General features: G+C 44.2%; 19 protein-coding genes and 1 pseudogene. 17 read left to right on the top strand and 3 right to left on the bottom strand.

The features are described from left to right. Position 1: 1 nt before the first annotated feature. The gene (nadB, locus tag SWP_RS16885; protein WP_020913811.1) at positions 2-1,612 is read right to left on the bottom strand and encodes an L-aspartate oxidase; all 1,611 of its coding nucleotides are present in this window, start codon (positions 1,610-1,612) and stop codon (positions 2-4) included. A gap of 430 nt (positions 1,613-2,042) precedes the next feature. Between nadB and rpoE the strand changes: the two genes are divergently transcribed. From rpoE to SWP_RS16820, 13 genes are all read left to right on the top strand, one after another. Further along, positions 2,043-2,621, top strand: coding sequence for an RNA polymerase sigma factor RpoE (rpoE, locus tag SWP_RS16880; protein ID WP_012154289.1), 579 nt, complete (start codon positions 2,043-2,045; stop codon positions 2,619-2,621). Between the two features lie 26 nt (positions 2,622-2,647). Continuing rightward, entirely contained in the window at positions 2,648-3,250 is a 603-nt protein-coding gene (locus tag SWP_RS16875) for a sigma-E factor negative regulatory protein (RefSeq protein ID WP_020913810.1), read from the top strand. 12 nt (positions 3,251-3,262) lie between these two features. Next, on the top strand, positions 3,263-4,195 hold the full coding sequence (locus SWP_RS16870) for a MucB/RseB C-terminal domain-containing protein (RefSeq protein ID WP_044556032.1): 933 nt from the start codon (positions 3,263-3,265) through the stop codon (positions 4,193-4,195). A 13-nt stretch (positions 4,196-4,208) separates the two neighbouring features. Next, on the top strand, positions 4,209-4,673 hold the full coding sequence (locus SWP_RS16865) for a SoxR reducing system RseC family protein (protein WP_044556031.1): 465 nt from the start codon (positions 4,209-4,211) through the stop codon (positions 4,671-4,673). 132 nt (positions 4,674-4,805) lie between these two features. Then, a complete protein-coding gene (gene lepA / locus SWP_RS16860; protein ID WP_020913807.1) occupies positions 4,806-6,596 on the top strand; it encodes a translation elongation factor 4 in 1,791 nt (596 codons plus the stop codon). A 137-nt stretch (positions 6,597-6,733) separates the two neighbouring features. Then, entirely contained in the window at positions 6,734-7,651 is a 918-nt protein-coding gene (gene lepB / locus SWP_RS16855; RefSeq protein WP_020913806.1) for a signal peptidase I, read from the top strand. 1 nt (position 7,652) lies between these two features. After that, positions 7,653-8,330: a ribonuclease III gene (rnc, locus tag SWP_RS16850; protein ID WP_020913805.1), complete on the top strand. Its 678-nt coding sequence runs from the start codon at positions 7,653-7,655 to the stop codon at positions 8,328-8,330. Next, positions 8,327-9,319 carry a GTPase Era gene (gene era / locus SWP_RS16845; protein WP_020913804.1) on the top strand — a complete coding sequence of 331 codons (993 nt, stop codon included), beginning with the start codon at positions 8,327-8,329 and terminating at the stop codon, positions 9,317-9,319. The genes rnc and era overlap by 4 nt, the downstream gene beginning before the upstream one ends. A gap of 165 nt (positions 9,320-9,484) precedes the next feature. Further along, positions 9,485-10,198: a DNA repair protein RecO gene (gene recO / locus SWP_RS16840; protein WP_020913803.1), complete on the top strand. Its 714-nt coding sequence runs from the start codon at positions 9,485-9,487 to the stop codon at positions 10,196-10,198. A gap of 111 nt (positions 10,199-10,309) precedes the next feature. After that, positions 10,310-11,047 carry a pyridoxine 5'-phosphate synthase gene (gene pdxJ / locus SWP_RS16835; RefSeq protein WP_020913802.1) on the top strand — a complete coding sequence of 246 codons (738 nt, stop codon included), beginning with the start codon at positions 10,310-10,312 and terminating at the stop codon, positions 11,045-11,047. Positions 11,048-11,130: 83 nt separating this feature from the next. Further along, positions 11,131-11,526 (top strand): holo-ACP synthase, encoded by a 396-nt coding sequence (gene acpS, locus SWP_RS16830; protein WP_020913801.1) that lies wholly within the window; start codon positions 11,131-11,133, stop codon positions 11,524-11,526. A 95-nt stretch (positions 11,527-11,621) separates the two neighbouring features. Beyond that, entirely contained in the window at positions 11,622-11,972 is a 351-nt protein-coding gene (locus SWP_RS16825) for a putative quinol monooxygenase (protein ID WP_020913800.1), read from the top strand. Between the two features lie 894 nt (positions 11,973-12,866). Beyond that, positions 12,867-13,406 (top strand): Mpo1 family 2-hydroxy fatty acid dioxygenase, encoded by a 540-nt coding sequence (locus tag SWP_RS16820; RefSeq protein ID WP_020913798.1) that lies wholly within the window; start codon positions 12,867-12,869, stop codon positions 13,404-13,406. 42 nt (positions 13,407-13,448) lie between these two features. On the opposite strand, the gene SWP_RS16815 is transcribed toward SWP_RS16820, so the two are convergent. Together SWP_RS16815 and SWP_RS16810 are read right to left on the bottom strand one after the other, a co-directional pair. Then, the gene (locus tag SWP_RS16815) at positions 13,449-14,723 is read right to left on the bottom strand and encodes an HlyC/CorC family transporter (protein WP_020913797.1); all 1,275 of its coding nucleotides are present in this window, start codon (positions 14,721-14,723) and stop codon (positions 13,449-13,451) included. Positions 14,724-14,843: 120 nt separating this feature from the next. Continuing rightward, positions 14,844-15,632 (bottom strand): cytochrome C assembly family protein, encoded by a 789-nt coding sequence (locus SWP_RS16810; protein WP_020913796.1) that lies wholly within the window; start codon positions 15,630-15,632, stop codon positions 14,844-14,846. Between the two features lie 384 nt (positions 15,633-16,016). On the opposite strand from SWP_RS16810, the pseudogene ffh reads away from it, so the two are divergent. The 4 genes and pseudogenes from ffh to trmD all read left to right on the top strand — a co-directional run bounded on the left by ffh (position 16,017) and on the right by trmD (position 19,176). After that, positions 16,017-17,457 (top strand): annotated as a pseudogene (ffh, locus tag SWP_RS16805) (signal recognition particle protein). Between the two features lie 154 nt (positions 17,458-17,611). Beyond that, positions 17,612-17,863: a 30S ribosomal protein S16 gene (rpsP, locus tag SWP_RS16800; protein ID WP_044556030.1), complete on the top strand. Its 252-nt coding sequence runs from the start codon at positions 17,612-17,614 to the stop codon at positions 17,861-17,863. A 20-nt stretch (positions 17,864-17,883) separates the two neighbouring features. Then, the gene (gene rimM / locus SWP_RS16795) at positions 17,884-18,414 is read left to right on the top strand and encodes a ribosome maturation factor RimM (RefSeq protein WP_020913793.1); all 531 of its coding nucleotides are present in this window, start codon (positions 17,884-17,886) and stop codon (positions 18,412-18,414) included. A 15-nt stretch (positions 18,415-18,429) separates the two neighbouring features. After that, positions 18,430-19,176 carry a tRNA (guanosine(37)-N1)-methyltransferase TrmD gene (trmD, locus tag SWP_RS16790; RefSeq protein ID WP_020913792.1) on the top strand — a complete coding sequence of 249 codons (747 nt, stop codon included), beginning with the start codon at positions 18,430-18,432 and terminating at the stop codon, positions 19,174-19,176. Positions 19,177-19,197: the final 21 nt, after the last annotated feature.

The raw sequence follows: 19,197 nt of genomic DNA, 5'->3' as shown, positions 1-19,197 counted from the left end.
ATCATTTCGGTTGTAATATTGTCGGCTTCGGTGATGCTTCTTTCTCTGGGTGATCAATATTGTAATGCAGCCCGCGACTCTCTTTACGCTCCATAGCACAACGAATAATGAGCTCTGCGACTTGCACTAAGTTACGTAGTTCTAACAGATTATTACTGACTCTAAAGTTACTGTAATATTCTTGGATCTCTTGCTGTAACATCACGCAGCGTCTTAGGGCACGCTCTAAACGTTTATCAGAACGAACAATACCTACATAGTCCCACATAAATAGGCGTAACTCGTGCCAGTTATGAGCGATAACCACCTCTTCATCTGAGTTTGAAACTTGGCTTTCATCCCAAGCCGGCAATGTTCCTGGCATTGGAATTTTACCGAGTTGGCTTTCAATATCTTCTGCAGCAGCTCGAGCAAATACTAAACACTCCAGCAGTGAATTACTGGCTAAACGGTTAGCACCATGAAGTCCGGTGTATGCGACTTCGCCTATAGCGTACAAGCCATTGAGGTCGGTTTGTCCATGCAAATCCGTCATTACTCCACCACAGGTATAGTGGGCAGCTGGCACTACAGGGATTGGATCAGTGGTGATATCAATACCGAACTCTAAACAGCGTTTATGAATGGTAGGGAAATGCTTGATGATAAAATCTGCAGGTTTGTGAGCAATATCCAAATAGACACAGTCAGAACCTAAACGCTTCATCTCATAATCAATTGCTCGAGCGACAATATCACGAGGTGCCAGTTCTGCTCTGTCATCAAACTCTGGCATAAAACGACTGCCATCAGGGCGACGTAAAAATGCGCCTTCGCCTCTGAGTGCTTCGGTCAGCAAAAAATTACGCGCATCAGCATGATATAGGCAGGTTGGGTGAAATTGATTAAACTCCATATTGGCAACCCGGCAGCCTGAACGCCAAGCCATGGCGATACCATCGCCAGAAGCAACATCTGGATTGGATGTGTACTGATAAACCTTTGAGCTACCACCTGTTGCTAACGCCACAAAGCGTGCCTTTACTGTTTCGACTTGCTCTAAATCTCGATTCCAAACATAGGCACCTTGTACACGGTTACCAGGTCTGTCTAATTTACGAGTCGTAATCAGGTCGATAGCATTGTAACGTTCTAGCACTTGGATATTAGGGTGGCGGCTGGCTCGCTCTTGTAGGGTTACTTGTACCTCTTTACCCGTTGCATCAGCTGCATGCAAAATTCTTCGATGACTATGGCCACCTTCACGTGTTAAGTGATAAGGCGCCTCTTCAACGCTGCCATCAGCAGTTTCTTCTTTGTCGAAAGCAACGCCACAATCAATCAGCCATTGCATAGATGCACGCGCATTTTCGGCAGTAAACTTGACCACCGGCTCGTCACAAAGCCCTGCTCCAGCGACTAATGTATCGGCGACATGGGACTCAATGGTGTCCTCTTCATCGAAAACTGAGGCTATACCACCCTGAGCGTAATAGGTTGAACCCTCGCTTAAAGGACCTTTGGAAAGTAAAATAACTTTCGATTTTTCAGCGAGATGCAGTGCAAGGGTTAGCCCCGCAGCACCACTGCCAATAACCAAAATATCAGATTGGTGTTCAACTACTTGTTTCATCAGGTATCATAGAGTCATCTGGGAATTCGGACTATGTTAAACCAAGATGCTGTTTATGGATACTTATCAAGTTCGCATATTGCTTGTTGGATCTATTTTTGCTTTAAATATTGTGCAGCGCTATTGGTAAACGCTGCAGTCCCTAAGCCTGCTTTTATTGTGAAATACAACGTGATAAAAGAGGGGGGATTCAGGGATTTTTTGTTCTGATTAAATCAACGAGCAAAAATTAGCACAGGTGAACAGTGTTTTGGTGTGTTATATAAGTATGTTTTCAGGTGAACAGCTTTTTAAAGTTTGTCTCCAAAAAAAAGAAAATGACATATTTGCACATTTTTATAGAACTTTTTTGAAACTCGCTAGTCTACATAAGTGAATATGATTCGAGCGGCTGAGAAATCAGTATTAGATTTAGGAGTAGTCGGCTCGGATGAGTGGACAAATAAGTGATCAACAATTAGTTGAGCGCGTACAGCGTGGTGATAAGAACGCTTTTAACCTTTTAGTGCAAAAATATCAAAACAAGGTCGCGAATCTGATATCGCGTTATGTACGAAATCAGGCCGACGTTGCAGATGTGTCGCAAGAAGCTTTTATAAAAGCATATCGAGCGTTACCGAACTTTAGGGGCGAAAGTGCGTTTTACACATGGTTGTATCGCATTGCAGTTAATACTGCAAAGAATCATCTGGTCGCACAAGGGCGTAGAGCGCCCGCGAATGATGTCGATGCTGAAGAAGCTGAATACTATGATGGCAGCGATGCGTTAAAGGAGTTTGCATCTCCGGAGCGTCTCGTGTTGTCAGAAGAGATTCAAAAGGTCGTTTTTGACACTTTAGACACATTGCCAGAAGAATTGAAGATGGCAATCTCACTAAGAGAACTTGATGGTATGAGTTACGAAGAGATTGCTAATGTCATGGATTGCCCCGTAGGTACTGTAAGATCCCGGATCTTCAGAGCACGTGAGGCGATTGATAAAAAGCTTAAGCCGTTGCTAGAACGCTAGCACCCTTGAACAAAGATAGGTGAACAATGGATAAATTAGGTCAGGAATGGGTATCTGCAGCTGTCGATGGTGAACTCGACGAGCAAACGTTAGCTGAATTAGCAGCTGATGCAGATTCACATGAGCAGTGGCGTGATTATCATATGATTGGTGATGCAATGCGTGGTGAATTACCGCAGACAGTATCTATCGATCTGAGTGCCAGCATCATGGCTGCGATTGATGAAGAACCCGCTATTATTGCGCCTAAGCAAACCACGGTTAAAACCGCCACAATGCCTACTTCCAATAAAGTTGTGCCTCTGTTTAAGCAATTTGGGCAGTATGCTATTGCAGCGACCGTTGCTATGGTTGCAGTGGTTGGTGTGCAAAATTATAACCAAGAAACATTGCTAGACAACTCGCCTTTACCCGTTTTGAACACTAGACCACTCATTGGTAGTGCATCACCGGTAAGCTTGCAGACTGGCGCAGTACAGCAGAATCAAAGCTATACTAATGAACAAGTCGTTGATCAGCGTCGTCGTATTAACTCCTATATTCAAGATCATATGTTACAACAAAGATTGAATAATGGTGTGGTTATAGAGGACAATAGAGAGGTAGATACGATACCTGTCAATCAGTAACAAGGAGTTAGCTTGCGTCTAATCCTACTGGCTATTCTAGCCATGAGTTTTCCCGCGATGGCGCGGGAAGATATGCCCGCCAAAGCTTGGCTTGAAAATATGAGCCAAGCACTGCGCGAACAAGAATTCAAAATTTCCCTAATACAAATTCAAGCCGATCATATTCGTCCTTTGGTTTATATTCATGGCAAGGTTCAAGATCAAGAGGTGGCATTTCTAGAGCACCTTAATGGGCCGCCTAAGAATGCGGTTCGAGTCGGTAATACAGTTACCTTCATAGAGCATGACCAACCTGCCTATAGTGTTCACGCCAAACGTATTCAAGGGGTCATTCCTGCCGCTTTCGCTGATGATATCTCTAATCTAGAAGCGGGATACCAGTTTGTATTAGGTGGTCGAAGCAGAATTGCAGGGCGACCAGGACAATTGGTTCGCATCATTCCCAATGATGATAATCGATATGGTTATCAAGTTTGGCTTGATATGGATACTTTTTTACCGCTACGCTTCGATATGATTAATAACGATAAGCAGCTGTTAGAGCAGCTTATGGTCGTCGAGCTCTTAGTTTTAGAAGAGGTGCCGTCTATCCTGAAAGAGGCGCACAAGCAAGAGTGGCCGGCAGTCATGGCGCAATCTGAACGCGCAGCAGGTGAAGACTGGAAATTTGGTTGGTTACCGGAAGGTTTTAAGGTGCTGGTAAAAGACCAGCACCGTTTAATCGGTAGCAAAGAAGCTGTTGAGTACATTGCGATTAGCGATGGCCTAGCTAGCATCTCTGTTTATGTGGCTAAAGCAGGAGACTCGCCGCTTCCAGATGAATTAGTTACCCGTAACGGTTTATCACTTGCTACAGAGCGTGTTGGTAATGCAGAGGTTGTTGCTGTCGGTAAAGTGCCTGCTGAAACGTTAAGTCGCATAGCTCAAAGCATTATGTTGCAGTAAAAGGTTTATTACCATGATGGAAGAGGTTGCCAAAGTTGTTGCTAACAGCAACTCTGGTTGGGTCGTTGTAGAAGTTGAGATGAAGAGTGCTTGTAATCACTGCGACAGCAGTGATTCATGCGGTACCTCAGCCGTTGCAAAAGCCTTTTCACCAAAGGTTCAGCGTTTTTCTATTCAAACTGAACGTGCTTTTGCAACTGGAGAGCGCTTAAAGCTCGGTCTTCCTGAAAGCGTTATTCTAAAAGCCGCTATGTTGGTATATATCCTGCCGCTAGCCGGTTTTTTCATCGGTGCTTTTAGTGGTAATTTACTAGCAGCAAATATAGACGTGAATCAAGATTTGTTGGCTATTGCCTTTGCATTAGTTGGTGGTGTCGGTTTTTGGGCCTTAGGAAAGAAATTTGCTAAGGCGCTAGAGGAAAAGGCGCAACCAATCATCATAAAATCTCTTGGTAAGCCTATAGATATAGCGCAGTAACCGTAGATACTTGGCCTCTAGAGTAACTTTCCAATTCAAAAGCATGATAAAAATTGGTATTAAAGCCGCAATCGGGTACAATTCTGCACCTTAAAAATTCTTTTCAACTTCGAGTTAAGTCATCCCAGCATAATGAAGCATATTAGAAACTTTTCAATTATTGCCCATATTGACCACGGCAAATCAACACTCTCAGATCGCCTTATTCATGAATGCGGTGGCTTAACCGATCGCGAAATGGCCGCACAGGTTCTCGACTCAATGGATATTGAGCGTGAGCGCGGTATTACGATTAAAGCGCAAAGTGTTACTTTGGACTATAAAGCTAATGATGGTGAGACTTACCAACTTAACTTTATTGATACACCTGGCCACGTCGATTTTTCCTATGAGGTATCACGTTCTTTAGCAGCTTGTGAAGGTGCGCTATTGGTGGTTGACGCGGGTCAAGGCGTCGAAGCGCAAACCCTAGCAAACTGTTACACCGCGCTTGAGATGGATATGGACGTGGTTCCCGTTCTGAACAAGATCGATCTCCCTCAGGCTGATCCCGACCGTGTAGCAGAAGAGATTGAAGATATTGTCGGAATTGAAGCGGCTGATGCTGTGCGTTGCTCCGCTAAAACCGGTGTAGGCATTAAAGATGTGCTGGAAGTGATTGTTGAGCAGATCCCGCCACCAGAAGGTGACGAAGAAGGCCCACTGCAGGCGCTAATTATTGACTCTTGGTTTGATAGTTACTTAGGCGTTGTATCTTTAGTACGTATTAAAAATGGCGTATTAAAGAAAGGCGATAAATTTAAAGTTATGTCTACCGGTCAGAATCATACCGCTGATCGTGTCGGTATCTTTACCCCTAAGCAAACTGATACTCCTGAGCTAAAGACTGGCGAAGTGGGTTTTGTAATTGCGGGCATTAAAGAGATCCACGGCGCACCAGTTGGTGATACGTTGACTCATGCAAAGCATGGTGCACTTGAGCCACTGCCTGGTTTTAAGAAAGTGAAGCCACAGGTATATGCTGGTTTATTCCCTATTTCTACTGATGATTATGAAAGCTTTCGCGATGCGCTTAACAAGCTTAGCTTGAATGATGCTTCATTGTTTTTCGAACCTGAAACCTCATCAGCACTCGGTTTTGGTTTCCGCATTGGATTCTTGGGTCTACTCCACATGGAGATTATTCAAGAGCGTCTAGAGCGTGAATACAACCTTGAGCTTATTACTACTGCGCCTACCGTAGTGTATGAGATCGTCCAGACCAATGGCGAGACTATTTATGTCGATAACCCATCGGACTTGCCTGCGATTAACAATATTGAAGAGATGCGTGAGCCTATCGTTGAGACCAATATTCTGGTACCAAAAGAGTATTTAGGTAACGTGATCACTCTTTGTGTTGAAAAACGTGGTGTACAAACTAATCTGGTTTACCATGGTAATCAAGTTGCATTGACCTACGAATTGCCGATGGCAGAAGTGGTGATGGACTTCTTTGACCGTTTAAAATCAACCAGTCGTGGTTATGCCTCACTTGAGTATAACTTTGTCCGCTTTGAACCTGCAGACATGGTGCGCCTCGATATTCTTATTAACGGTGACAGAGTCGATGCGTTAGCGATGATTATTCATAAAGGGTTGATCCGCTCTAAGGGTCTAGCATTAGTGAATAAGATGAAAGAGCTCATCCCACGTCAGATGTTTGATATTGCAGTTCAAGCAGCAGTAGGTAGCCAGATTATTGCGCGTTCTTCGATTAAGGCGATGCGTAAAGACGTAACCGCTAAGTGTTACGGCGGTGATGTGTCACGTAAGAAGAAGTTATTACAGAAGCAAAAAGACGGTAAGAAACGCATGAAGCAAGTGGGTAACGTAGAAGTTCCACAAGAAGCGTTTTTAGCAGTGTTGAAGCTTAACGATTAAGCTAATTCGTTAAGATTTGTTAATATATCGCTAGACTTTGCGCCGCAGTTTGCGGCGCTTTCATTACTGGCGTATAACCATAGGGACATCGACACATTAGTCGTAACCCAATTATGTTTGGCAGGAGTTAATTAATAATGGCAGCCTATTTTTCGCTAATTTTAGTTTTGGTCACCTTAGGCAGTGGCCTTGTTTGGATGGCAGATGCGTTGGTATTCGCCCCTAAGCGTCGTGAGAAGTTGGCAATGGCTCAAGCGGCTGAAGCTGAGTTAAGTGAAGAGAATGCAGAAGTGATACTGCGTGAGTCGGCGTTTGTTGAAACCTCAAAGTCCATCTTTCCTGTTATCGCATTTGTACTTATTTTGCGCTCTTTTATTTACGAGCCTTTTCAAATTCCATCAGGTTCAATGATGCCAACATTGCTCGTTGGTGATTTTATTCTGGTAGAAAAGTTTAGCTACGGGATTAAAGATCCTGTTTGGCGCACGACCTTAAAAGAGACGGGCAAGCCTGAGCGTGGCGATGTGGCTGTCTTTAAATACCCAGAAAACCCACAGATTGATTACATCAAGCGTATTGTTGGTTTGCCGGGCGACCGTATTGTTTACCGCAATAAGCAGCTTTATATCCAAGCAGCTTGTGCGGAAGGGCAAAGTCCTTGTCCTGAGCTAAAAGCCGTTGAAAGAGTATCAGTTAACCGCGGTGAGTTTTCCCAAGACGGTACGCCATTACTGCGCTTTAAAGAACAAATTGGTGATGTGACGCATGACATCTTAATCAATCCATCACGACCTGACATGATTAACTACTATCACCGCCAAGAGAACGTACCGTTGACTGAGTTTATTGTGCCAGAAGGTCAATACTTTGCCATGGGTGATAATCGCGATAACAGTACCGATAGCCGCTTTTGGGGCTTTGTGCCAGAGCATAACCTCGTTGGTAAAGCGGTTGCGATATGGATAAGCTTTGAGTTTGATAGAACTCCGGCCGATTTTCTGCCAGCTTGGATCCCAACAGGGGTGCGTTTTAACCGTGTAGGCGGAATTGTGTAATATGGAACCGATTAAAAATATCCCTAGACTATGTCGTACCTTGGGCTACGAGTTTGCTGAGCAAGCATTATTAGATCAGGCGCTAACCCATAGAAGTGCCTCTAATAAGCATAATGAGCGACTCGAGTTTTTGGGGGACTCAATCTTGTCTATTGTGATTTCTGACGCGCTATACCATCAGTTTCCTAAGGCGACTGAAGGTGATTTGAGCCGAATGCGTGCCACATTAGTTTGTGGGAAAATGTTGGCTGAGATAGCCATTGAATTCAAGCTGGGAGATTATCTAAAGCTTGGGCCAGGCGAATTAAAAAGCGGTGGATTCAGACGTGAGTCTATATTGGCTGATGCGGTAGAAGCCATCATTGGCGCTATATATCTTGACTCAGATATTGAGAAATGCCGTAAATTGGTGCTCAACTGGTACGCATCGCGCTTGCGAGTGATTGAGCCTATTAACCAGAAAGATCCAAAGACGTTACTTCAAGAGCATTTGCAAAAGTTTAGAAAACCGCTGCCAATCTATAAAGTCGTCCATACTGAAGGGGATGCCCATGAGCAAACCTTCACCGTTGAATGTGTTGTAGAAGACTTGAGACAAGCCGTTGTCGGGGTTGCTAGTTCACGCAGAAAAGCAGAGCAAAGTGCAGCCGCTCAAGTGTTGGAGTTAATTAAGAAATGAGTAACGAAAAAGATTTACCCGAGAGCAATGAACCGAGCCTAGACGACTTACTCGCGCAGATGAATAACCCTTCATCTGCCGTTAAGTACGCGGTAACTTATTGCGGTATGGTGGCGATTGTTGGCCGACCAAACGTCGGTAAATCAACCCTGCTTAACAAATTGTTAGGCCAGAAAATCAGTATTACCTCTAAAAAACCACAGACGACTCGTCATCGTATTATGGGGATCCATACTGACGGTCCACGTCAGGTGGTGTTTATCGATACGCCAGGTCTTCACATGGAAGAGAAGCGTGCGATAAACCGATTGATGAACCGAGCCGCTGCGAGCTCATTGGCTGAAGTCAGCTTGGTGGTATTTGTCGTTGACGGCATGAACTGGACTGCAGATGATGAAATGGTGCTGCGTAAGTTGCAAAGCCGGAATGATGGTCGTAAAACCGTTCTAGCTATCAACAAAGTCGATAATATCAAAGATAAAGAAGCACTATTTCCTCATCTTGAAGAGCTTTCTAAAAAGTTTGAGTTTGATGAGATCTTGCCTATTTCAGCGACACAGGGAACCAATGTGCAGCGGATTTTGGATATGTCCGTTGAATCGGTACCTGAATCACCACACTTCTTCCCTGAAGATTATGTGACTGACCGTTCGCAGAAGTTCATGGCATCAGAAATCGTGCGCGAAAAGCTAATGCGCTTTTTGGGCGATGAGCTTCCATATGACTGTACTGTTGAAATTGAGCAGTTCAAAATGATGGAAAATGGTGTGTATCAGATTAACGCCTTAGTTCTTGTAGAGCGCGAAACTCAGAAACGCATGGTGATAGGCAATAAAGGCGAGCGTATTAAAAAGATTAGCTCTGCTGCGCGTGTGGATATGGAAGTCTTGTTTGATAACAAAGTTTTCTTAGAGATGTGGGTCAAGGTCAAGTCTGGTTGGGCTGATGATGAACGTGCGCTTCGTAGCTTAGGTTACGGCGAAGAGTAACGGCTACAGCCACATCACTTTATAATGCCTCTTTTTAGCAATAGAAAGGGGCATTTTTGTAAGCGACTCCGGTTACGGATTTTTACTTTATTGGTATTAGGACTGAATTGGTTTTATGATGGTTACCCTTAGTGTTATCAATTTAATAAGCGGATTAGAATAATCATGGAGCGTGGCTACGTTCTTCATACTAGGCCCTTTCGCGAATCGAGTGTGCTGGTCAACCTGTTGGTTGATGGCAAAGGGCGTGTTGATGCTGTTGCACGCCTTGGTAGCAGTAAGAACTCAATCCGTAGCATAGTGCAGCCTTTTCAGCCGCTTATTTTTCAGCTGCAAGGTAAGTCAGATCTAAAGAATTTAAAACAAGTTGAAGCAGCTAGTCCTGCAGTGCCGCTAACAGGGAACTGCCTGTATTCGGGGCTCTACCTCAATGAATTGCTTATTCGCTGTTTGACTGTGCAGCATAGCGCTGAGAATCTGTTCTTTAACTATCATCAAACGCTAATTGCAATGGCCAAGGAGTTTAACCAAAGCCAGTTACGCTATTTTGAGCTGGCATTGCTACAAGAGCTAGGGACTATGCCGTCTCTTGAATATGATCCATCGGGGGCAGCTATGACTGCTAGTGGATTTTATCGTTTAGAGATAGAGCATGGCTTTATGCCAGTTATAGCAACTCAATATAATCAGCATAAGTTCTTCACTGGGGAGATGCTGTTTGCGCTTAAAAAACAGTCTTTATCGGCTACACACTTTGCTGAAGCTAAGAAGTTGATGCGACAATTGTTAGCACCCACGTTGGGAGATAAGCCGCTGCATTCTCGTAATCTCTTCCTTAAAAAAATGCCTGCCACCAAGCCTGAACAGCCCAAAGACTAACTGGGTCCCAGTCAAATAATTCAACGATGTATGGCTGCTCACTTGCTGGCTAAACGTTAAGTCTCACAGTACAATGACGGTTTTACATTTTCGATTAATCAAGGAATACACATGAGCCGGATCCTACTGGGCGTTAACATTGACCACATTGCCACATTACGCCAAGCTCGCGGTACAAACTATCCCGATCCTGTTCATGCTGCTGCGGTTGCCGAACATGCTGGCGCCGAAGGGATCACTATTCATCTACGTGAAGATCGCCGCCATATCATCGACAGAGATGTATATACGCTGGCAAAGACACTAAAGACACGTATGAACTTTGAGATGGCTGTAACGCAAGAGATGCTTGATATTGCTTGTGAAATTAAGCCTGCTTACGTGTGTCTAGTGCCTGAGAAACGTGAAGAGCTTACAACCGAAGGTGGCCTTGATGTAGCGGGTCAGCAAGATAAAATTGCTGCTGCGGTTACGCGCCTATCGAAAGAGGGCATTAAGGTGTCACTCTTTATCGATGCCGATAAAGCACAGATTGATGCAGCTGTTGCAGTTGGGGCACCAGTCATTGAAATCCATACTGGTTGCTACGCTGATGCTGAAACCGATGCCGATGCTACTACTGAGCTTAATCGTATTAGTACCATGGCCACGTACGCGCATAGCAAGGGGCTTGTCGTGAATGCAGGTCATGGCTTGCACTACCATAATGTTAAACCGATAGCGGCTATTCCCGAGTTATATGAGCTGAATATTGGTCACGCTATTATCGCCCGCGCCGCGATTGACGGTTTAGCGACAGCGGTACGTGATATGAAACAGTTGATGGTCGAAGGTCGCCGAGGCGAGTAAGCCACCGATTGTTAATGTGATTTAAAAAGCCGAGCATGGCATGTAGTTATGCTCGGCTTTTGTTTAGTTAAAAAAGGTAATTTATGATTGTTGGTTTGGGCACAGATATTGTTGAAATTGCGCGCATAGAGACTCGAATTTCTGAAGTAGTCGAGAAGGAGCTACAAACTAATCGTTTAGCTAAAAGAGTGCTAACGCCGTCAGAGCTTGATATTTTTATCAAATCTTCCAACCCAGGCCGGTATTTGGCTAAGCGCTTTGCTGCAAAAGAGGCAGCTGCAAAAGCGCTAGGTACTGGTATTGGACGCGGTGTGTCATTTCAACATATTGAGATCAGCAATAACGAAAATGGTGCTCCAATAGTAACGTTTAGTGCTGGTGCGGCAGAGCGGCTAGCAGCACTTGGCGGCGTTAAAGGTCACTTATCGATTGCTGATGAGAAACACTATGCGACCGCGACGGTGATCCTAGAGTCATGAGCAGATTGATGATTGTGATTCCTCTGCAGAATGGTACATTTAATCAAATTAAACTCGCGGGCAACATTTATTAGTCAGCTATTGAAGGAGTTATTATGACATCTAGAGTCTACGTATTAGCACAGTTTCAAGCAAAGGAAGGTAAAGAGGCCGAGTTATTTGAGGTACTAAAGGCACTAGAGCCAGACTCTTATCGAGAGCAAGGTTGCATTCAATATATGCTGACGCGCCAAATAGACCACCCGAGCGCTTCAAGAACAGATTACTCCATCGTATTTAATGAGATCTGGCAAGATGCCGACTCATGGGCTGCTCACGGTCGCAGAAAGCAGATCCAACACTTTTTTGAAACTCAGGTTAAAGCGGACAACGGCTTAGTAAAAGATGCAATTGTCACCGCTTATACCGATGAAGGCTATGAGTACGATAAGCCTATATTCGAGTAAGTAACATTAATCGCGTTAACAATGGGGACTATGAGTTTTAAGCTGCTGTCGTTGTTTGGTAGTATTTGGGGCGCTAGGTAACTTGTTTGTACCTCAAAGCGATTCGATTTATCGCGCTGCGCCTGATACTTAAGAAAACTCAACGTGGTTGCTTTGCCCATTATTCTAGTCAGGAGTTTAGAGCCGATCTAAGGGGCAAAGTGCTTGCCCCGCTGTTGAATCCATAAGAATCAATCTCTGTACAAAACAGAACCGAGAGTGTGTGCTTTTATAACCCGGTGCGGATACGACTGAGGGGCTTCGGTTTCAGGGAGTAAACCGCAGAGCAGCCATGGCAAATTCTGTCCCATACAGAACTTGGCATTTCGTCCTTGGAGGTCAGACGGCGTAAAGCGTTATTCAGCAGTATCAGCATATACGCCTACCGCAGACTATTGGAACCACATTTGCTTAACGTTTACTCGTGCCCATAGCAACTTAAAGTGCGTTATCTATATTTCTATCAAGCGTACATGGGTTTAATACTGGTCTGAATATTTGCTCTATTAATAGTGGGTAAAATCCTTTAGGTTAAGGATAAGTTAAATATAACTATAATTATACCAATTGCATTAAAAGTTTGACCATTCAGCGGGAATTCAAAACGCTGCAGGCAAGTAGTGGGATTTGAGCTAATAGTTATTCTATATCCAAATCCCATAGCGAAGCATACAGCGTTTTGAAACCCGCACTACGTGAGACCCTCAGTCTTTCCACTTCTGCTTTGCATCGGCTTAAAAGGGAATAACCATTTCTTTACCGATGCGCTTTAAATTGAAAAGACTGGGGGGCTTTGAACTGGCCAAATACTTAATGCAATTGGTATTAGACTTGATTAAGTATGGAGATACTCAGATGAAATCCGCCGTAGAGCAGCTGTCGACCTATAAAAGTGTTCACTTAAATCCGAGCAATATAAAAACGCATTTCTTTGGTGTGCCGCTGATCATCTGGTCGGCATTTGTAGGCTTAAACCTTATCCCAATCGACTTTGCGGTATTTGATGACCCCGTTATTCACTTTAACGTGGCGACTGTTTTTGCCCTAGTGGTATTGGGGTATTACTTTATGTTGCATGCAAAATTAGCCTTCGGTCTAACCTTGTTCATTATTCCAGTGCTTTATACTTCTAGCGTTGTTGCTCAATATGCTGGTGCGGGCTATCTCGCGATAGCTACCTTTGTTGTTGGCTGGATCATTCAGTTTATTGGTCATAAATATGAAAAGGCAAAACCGGCTTTTGTTGATGACTTGAATCAGTTATTGATCGGGCCGTTCTTTTTGATGGCGGAAGTTTATTTTAAGCTTGGTTTTGAAAAAGAGCTGTTAGCAGAGATTACGCCAATCGCACGGGATAAACGCCGAGCGCTAGAAGCTGCGAAGAAAGCCAAATAAATGATAACAAAAAAACGCTAACCGATAGGTTAGCGTTTTTAATCAAGCTTTAGGTTGCGCATAGTGCTGGGGCAATACTCGCACCGTTTTCACCATGTTATCGCCTAGCTCTATTACCTCAATGGGGTAGCCTGCAATTCGCATACTGGTTTTGACCGTTGGGATCTCTTCAAGATGTTCCAATATTAAGCCGTTAAGGGTCTTTGGGCCATCAATTGGAAACTGCCAGTCCATCTCTTTATTAAGCTCTCGAATGTTGATGCTTGCTTCAATCAGGAAGCTACCATCTTGTTGTTCATTAATATCTTCACTCGGTGTGGTGATCATCGAGGTCGTATAATCGCCAACAATCTCTTCCAGAATATCCTCTAGTGTCACTAAACCTTGAATATCACCGTATTCATCAACAACCAGCCCAATACGCTCTTTATTTTGCTGGAAGTTACTCAACTGCACATTCAGTGGCGTACCTTCTGGGATGAAGTAAAGCTCCTTAACGGCACGTAGAAGCGAAGACTTACTAAATTGTCCTTTAGATTGCAGACGTAGTGCATCGCGCAGGTGAACAAAACCAACTGCATCATCAACAGTATCACGGTATAGCAGCACTCGAGTATGAGGGCTCTGAATCACCTGTTTATTAATACTCTTAAACTCGTCATTGATATTAATGGCGTAAAGTTCCGAGCGTGGCACCATCACATCTTCTACGGTGACTTTTTCCAAATCCATAATTGACAACAGCATCTCTTGGTGACGTCTCGGTATCAATGCTCCAGCCTCGTGTACTACTGTGCGCAACTCTTCTTGGCTGAGTGCATCTGAGGTCTTTGTCGAGCGAATACCAACCATTTTTAGCACCGCAGAGGTAATAAGATTGACGGCTTTTACAAATGGAAGCAGCACTATCAGCAGCAAGCGCAAAATGTGGCTAGAGGGAAATGCGATACGCTCTGGGTGCAGCGCCGCGAAGGTTTTAGGCGTTACTTCGGCGAAAACCAGTACTACCATCGTTAATACACCGGTAGAGATCGCAATTCCCACGTCGCCAAATAAACGCAGGCCTATAATGGTTGCTATAGAGGAGGCGAGGATATTGACCAGATTATTACCGATCAAAATCAGTCCTATCAGCCTATCTGGACGCTCAAGTAACTTTGTCGCGCGAATAGCACCTTTATGGCCGCTAGATGCCAAATGACGTAAACGGTATCGATTCAGGCTCATCATGGCTGTTTCAGACCCTGAAAAATAGGCTGAAAGTAAAATCAAGACGAACAGAACAGATAACAGTACGCCAGTGGATATTTCGTCCAAAAGTTGGAGCTCCGCTGTGGGTGAATTAAAGCCGTAAAAAATTAGTAATTACAGATATTTCGAAAACATGTCAAGTTTGGCTCAATACTGAATTGATTGAGCCAACTGACGAGAATGGGACTAACCGAGGATTAACTCTTTCACAATGCGGGCACCAAAGTAGGCGAGTGATAGTAAAACTCCGCCAGTTAAGGTATACGCAACGGCTGTTCTAATCTTACAACCGACCCAATATTGCTGCGCTAGCATACCTATATATACACACCATGCAAGGATAGACAAAATCGCTTTGTGGCCTTTACCCTCTTCGAACATGTCATCAAGGAATATGAAGCCGGTTGCCAGTGCTAAACTTAATAGAATGACACCAACAATCACTAAGTGATAAAGCTGTTTTTCAACTGTCATTAATGGCGGCATCGCTGAGGTCATTACCAGTTTCTTGTTTTTTAGCTTGCGTTGAATGATGGCTAATTGGATAGCATAGAGCGCCGCAATCATTAAGGCGCTGTATGCCATTAGTGACAAGACAACATGCACTAACACATCTGGGTGGATCTCAAAGTGAGTGATGTATTCAGGTGGAACAAGCCATAAAAGGGCGACGGAGATCACCGAGCAGGCATAGACCACAGGAACAACGACGATAACCTTGAGACGAAACAGCAATATGGTAAAGCTAAAGGTGATAATCCAATTCACCAAAGAGATGACGTTGGTCAGGCTAAAATTTTGCCCATCACCAGTAAACACCGCTTGTGACAGAGCGGCTGCATGCAACACAACACCGATGGCTGCAACGCCTGCAACTAATTTCCTGTTTGGTCCATCTGCGTGAAAAAGACGAGTCGCGACGAGAACCAAAGCAATACTGTAAAAAAACATGGCTGAAGCTGAAAAAATAACCATTGAGTATTAACCTATTGTTGTGAGCTAATTGTTTTATTAGCTTGTTGGCCCTAACCAAAAGTCAAAGCAGACTTATATTAACTTGATTCAATCAGAAGTTAAATTACTGAATCACAAATCGTAACCTACCAAGTTTCTATTCTAAAGTCCTTGGATTTGAATCACAGAAACCCAGTGGTTAGATTAACATGAGCTTGGGTTATTTGGGCAGTGACATTGGTTGCAAAAATAGGCTGAATCTATGTCTTAGGTCAGTTTTTTAATAAAATGTCTTCGATAGGACTACTGTAAGGCAAGTTACTTGGCTCATTGAGTAGCATAATATCTGGGCATCGCTATAATACTGCCCATCAATATCAATTTAAAACGGTAAAGAACTGGATAATGTTTGAGAACTTAACTGACAGATTGTCACGTACACTGAAGAATATCAGTGGCCGTGGTCGCTTAACGGAAGAAAACGTTAAGGAAACTTTGCGCGAAGTTCGTATGGCCCTACTTGAGGCCGATGTTGCTTTACCGGTTGTGCGCGAATTTGTTAATAGCGTAAAAGAGCGTGCTGTCGGACAAGAGGTTTCTAAAAGCCTAAGCCCAGGTCAGGCGTTTATTAAGATTGTCCAGAGTGAGCTAGAAAATGCGATGGGCGAAGCCAATGAGGCTTTGGATCTATCAGCTCAACCTCCGGCAGTGATTATGATGGCTGGCCTGCAAGGCGCGGGTAAAACAACCAGTGTCGCTAAGTTGTCTAAGTTTCTGCGTGAGCGTGAAAAGAAATCAGTACTGGTGGTGAGTGCTGACGTTTATCGCCCAGCGGCGATCAAGCAGTTAGAAACTTTAGCAACAGAAGTGGAAGTAGAATTCTTCCCATCTGATGTGAGCCAAAAGCCGGTTGATATAGCTAATGCAGCGATTGCACATGCAAAGCTTAAGTTCATTGATGTAGTGATTGTCGATACGGCAGGTCGCTTGCACGTTGATGAAGCTATGATGGACGAAATTAAAGACCTTCACGCTACAGTAAACCCAGTTGAGACATTGTTTGTGGTTGATGCCATGACAGGTCAAGATGCGGCTAACACAGCTAAAGCCTTTAATGAAGCATTACCACTAACGGGTGTTGTACTGACGAAAGTCGATGGTGATGCTCGCGGTGGTGCAGCGTTATCGATTCGTAATATTACCGGTAAACCGATTAAATTCTTGGGTGTAGGTGAGAAAACCGACGCGCTAGAAGCTTTCCATCCAGATCGAATCGCTTCGCGTATTCTTGGTATGGGCGATGTATTATCGCTTATTGAAGAAGTCGAGCGCGGCGTCGACCAAGAAAAGGCGATGAAGCTTGCCTCTAAGGTCAAGAAAGGCGGTAGTTTTGATCTAGAGGATTTCCGAGAGCAGCTGCAGCAGATGAAGAACATGGGCGGCATGATGAACATGATTGAGAAGCTGCCTGGTGTTGGTCAACTGCCACCAGAAGCGCTTGCTCAAGTTCAAGACGGTAAGATGACGGGGCAAATGGAAGCCATTATCAACTCAATGACTCCTGGTGAGCGTCAACGTCCAGACATTATTAAAGGATCTCGTAAGCGTCGTATCGCTATGGGTTCTGGTACACAAATTCAAGATGTAAACCGTTTGCTTAAACAGTTTACTCAGATGCAGAAAATGATGTAAGATATAATGTCATCTAAAGGCGGCATGAAAAAGTATGATGCGTGGTATGAGCGGTATGTTACCACCTGGTATGAAATGCCGGGCCGCTAGTCTATTATTAATCGTCCTGTACAAAATTTTACAGGCTAGAGTGAGTTTTCATTCTAGCCTGTAAATCGTTTTTGGCGTAATAAACGTCGATTACGGTTGCATTCGCCGGTCAGTCAGGTAAAATCTGCCGGCTTTCTATCTGGGGCTCTCCGCGAACACGGAGTTTCAGTTTTTATTTTTGCTTGATAAAAAGCAAATCATTAGAGGATACAAAACGCATGGTTACCATTCGTTTAGCTCGTGGCGGCGCAAAAAAGCGTCCATTTTATAACATCGTTGTTGCTGACAGCCGTAACGCCCGTGATGGTCGTTTCATTGAGCGTGTTGGCTTTTTTAACCCATTAGCTCGTGGCCAAGAAGAAGCTCTACGCTTAGATCTTGACCGTGTTGAGCACTGGGTTTCTAACGGTGCTGCTACATCTGATCGTGTAGCAAAATTGATCAAAGACGCTCGTAAAGCAGCTGCTTAATAGCGTTAAGGTATAGATTGATGAGCAGTAAACAAGAACCCGTCGTACTTGGGAAATTAGGTTCAAGTCACGGCATTAAAGGTTGGTTGAAGATCACTACCTATACCGATTCTGTTGAAGGTATTTTTGATTATTCTCCTTGGTTGTTAAAAGAGCAAGGTGAATGGCGTGAGGTTAAAGTCCTCCAGTGGCGTATGCAAGGTAAAGCGGTAGTCGCTTGTCTTGAAGGCGTAGAAACACGGGATCAGGCTCAGGCACTTACAAATTGTGAGATTGCCGTCACCCCTGAACAGATGGAAGTTTTGCCAGAAGATGAATTCTACTGGCGAGATCTAATCGGATGTGAAGTGGTGAATACCAAAGGCTATAACATGGGTAAAGTTCAGGAGATCGTGGAAACAGGATCAAATGACGTACTCCTAGTTAAAGCTAACGCAAAAGATGGCTTTGGCAAAGCGGAACGAATGATCCCCTTTGTTACCGAACAGTTCATCCAAAAGGTGGATTTGACGGCAAAACAGATTTTAGTGGATTGGGATCCGGACTTTTAAGTCGAGGTAGAGCAGATGTGGTTAGGGGTAGTAACCCTGTTTCCGGAGATGTTTCGTGCCGTAACAGACTTTGGTGTAACGGGTCGTGCAGTTAGTAAAGGATTACTAGAGATGCAAACGTGGAATCCTCGTGATTTCACCCATGATAAACATAAGACAGTGGATGACCGCCCATACGGTGGTGGCCCTGGCATGTTAATGATGGTGCAACCTCTACGTGATGCCATCCATGCGGCGAAAGCTGCAGCTGGAAAAGAGGCAAAGGTGATCTACCTTTCTCCTCAAGGCCGTAAGCTGACACAGCAAGGCGTTGAAGAGTTAGCCAAATCATCCAGTTTGGTCTTAGTGTGTGGACGATACGAAGGTGTCGATGAGCGCATTATACAAACTGAAGTGGACGAAGAGTGGTCAATTGGAGATTACGTGCTTTCGGGTGGCGAACTTCCTGCGATGACTTTGATTGATTCAGTATCGAGACTTGTTCCTGGCGTGCTAGGAAAAAAGGCTTCGGCAGAGCAGGATTCTTTCTCTGACGGTTTACTGGATTGCCCCCACTATACGCGTCCTGAAAGTATGGATGGGCTGGATGTTCCAGCCGTGTTACTAAGTGGCAACCACGAACATATTAGACGCTGGCGTTTGCAACAAAGTCTCGGAAGAACTTTGTTAAGACGACCAGAATTACTTGAAAATCTAGCTCTGACTGGCGAACAAGAGCAGCTTTTAGCTGAATTTGTTGACAGCATCAAACAAGATGCTTAGTCGAAGCGCAGTTATTACTAG

Origin of the sequence: Shewanella piezotolerans WP3 (genome assembly GCF_000014885.1) — a bacterium.
In the GTDB taxonomy this organism is placed as follows: Bacteria; Pseudomonadota; Gammaproteobacteria; order Enterobacterales; family Shewanellaceae; genus Shewanella; species Shewanella piezotolerans.
Note: the sequence above shows the minus strand (reverse complement) of the source record. Positions and strands in the feature narration are given on the sequence as shown.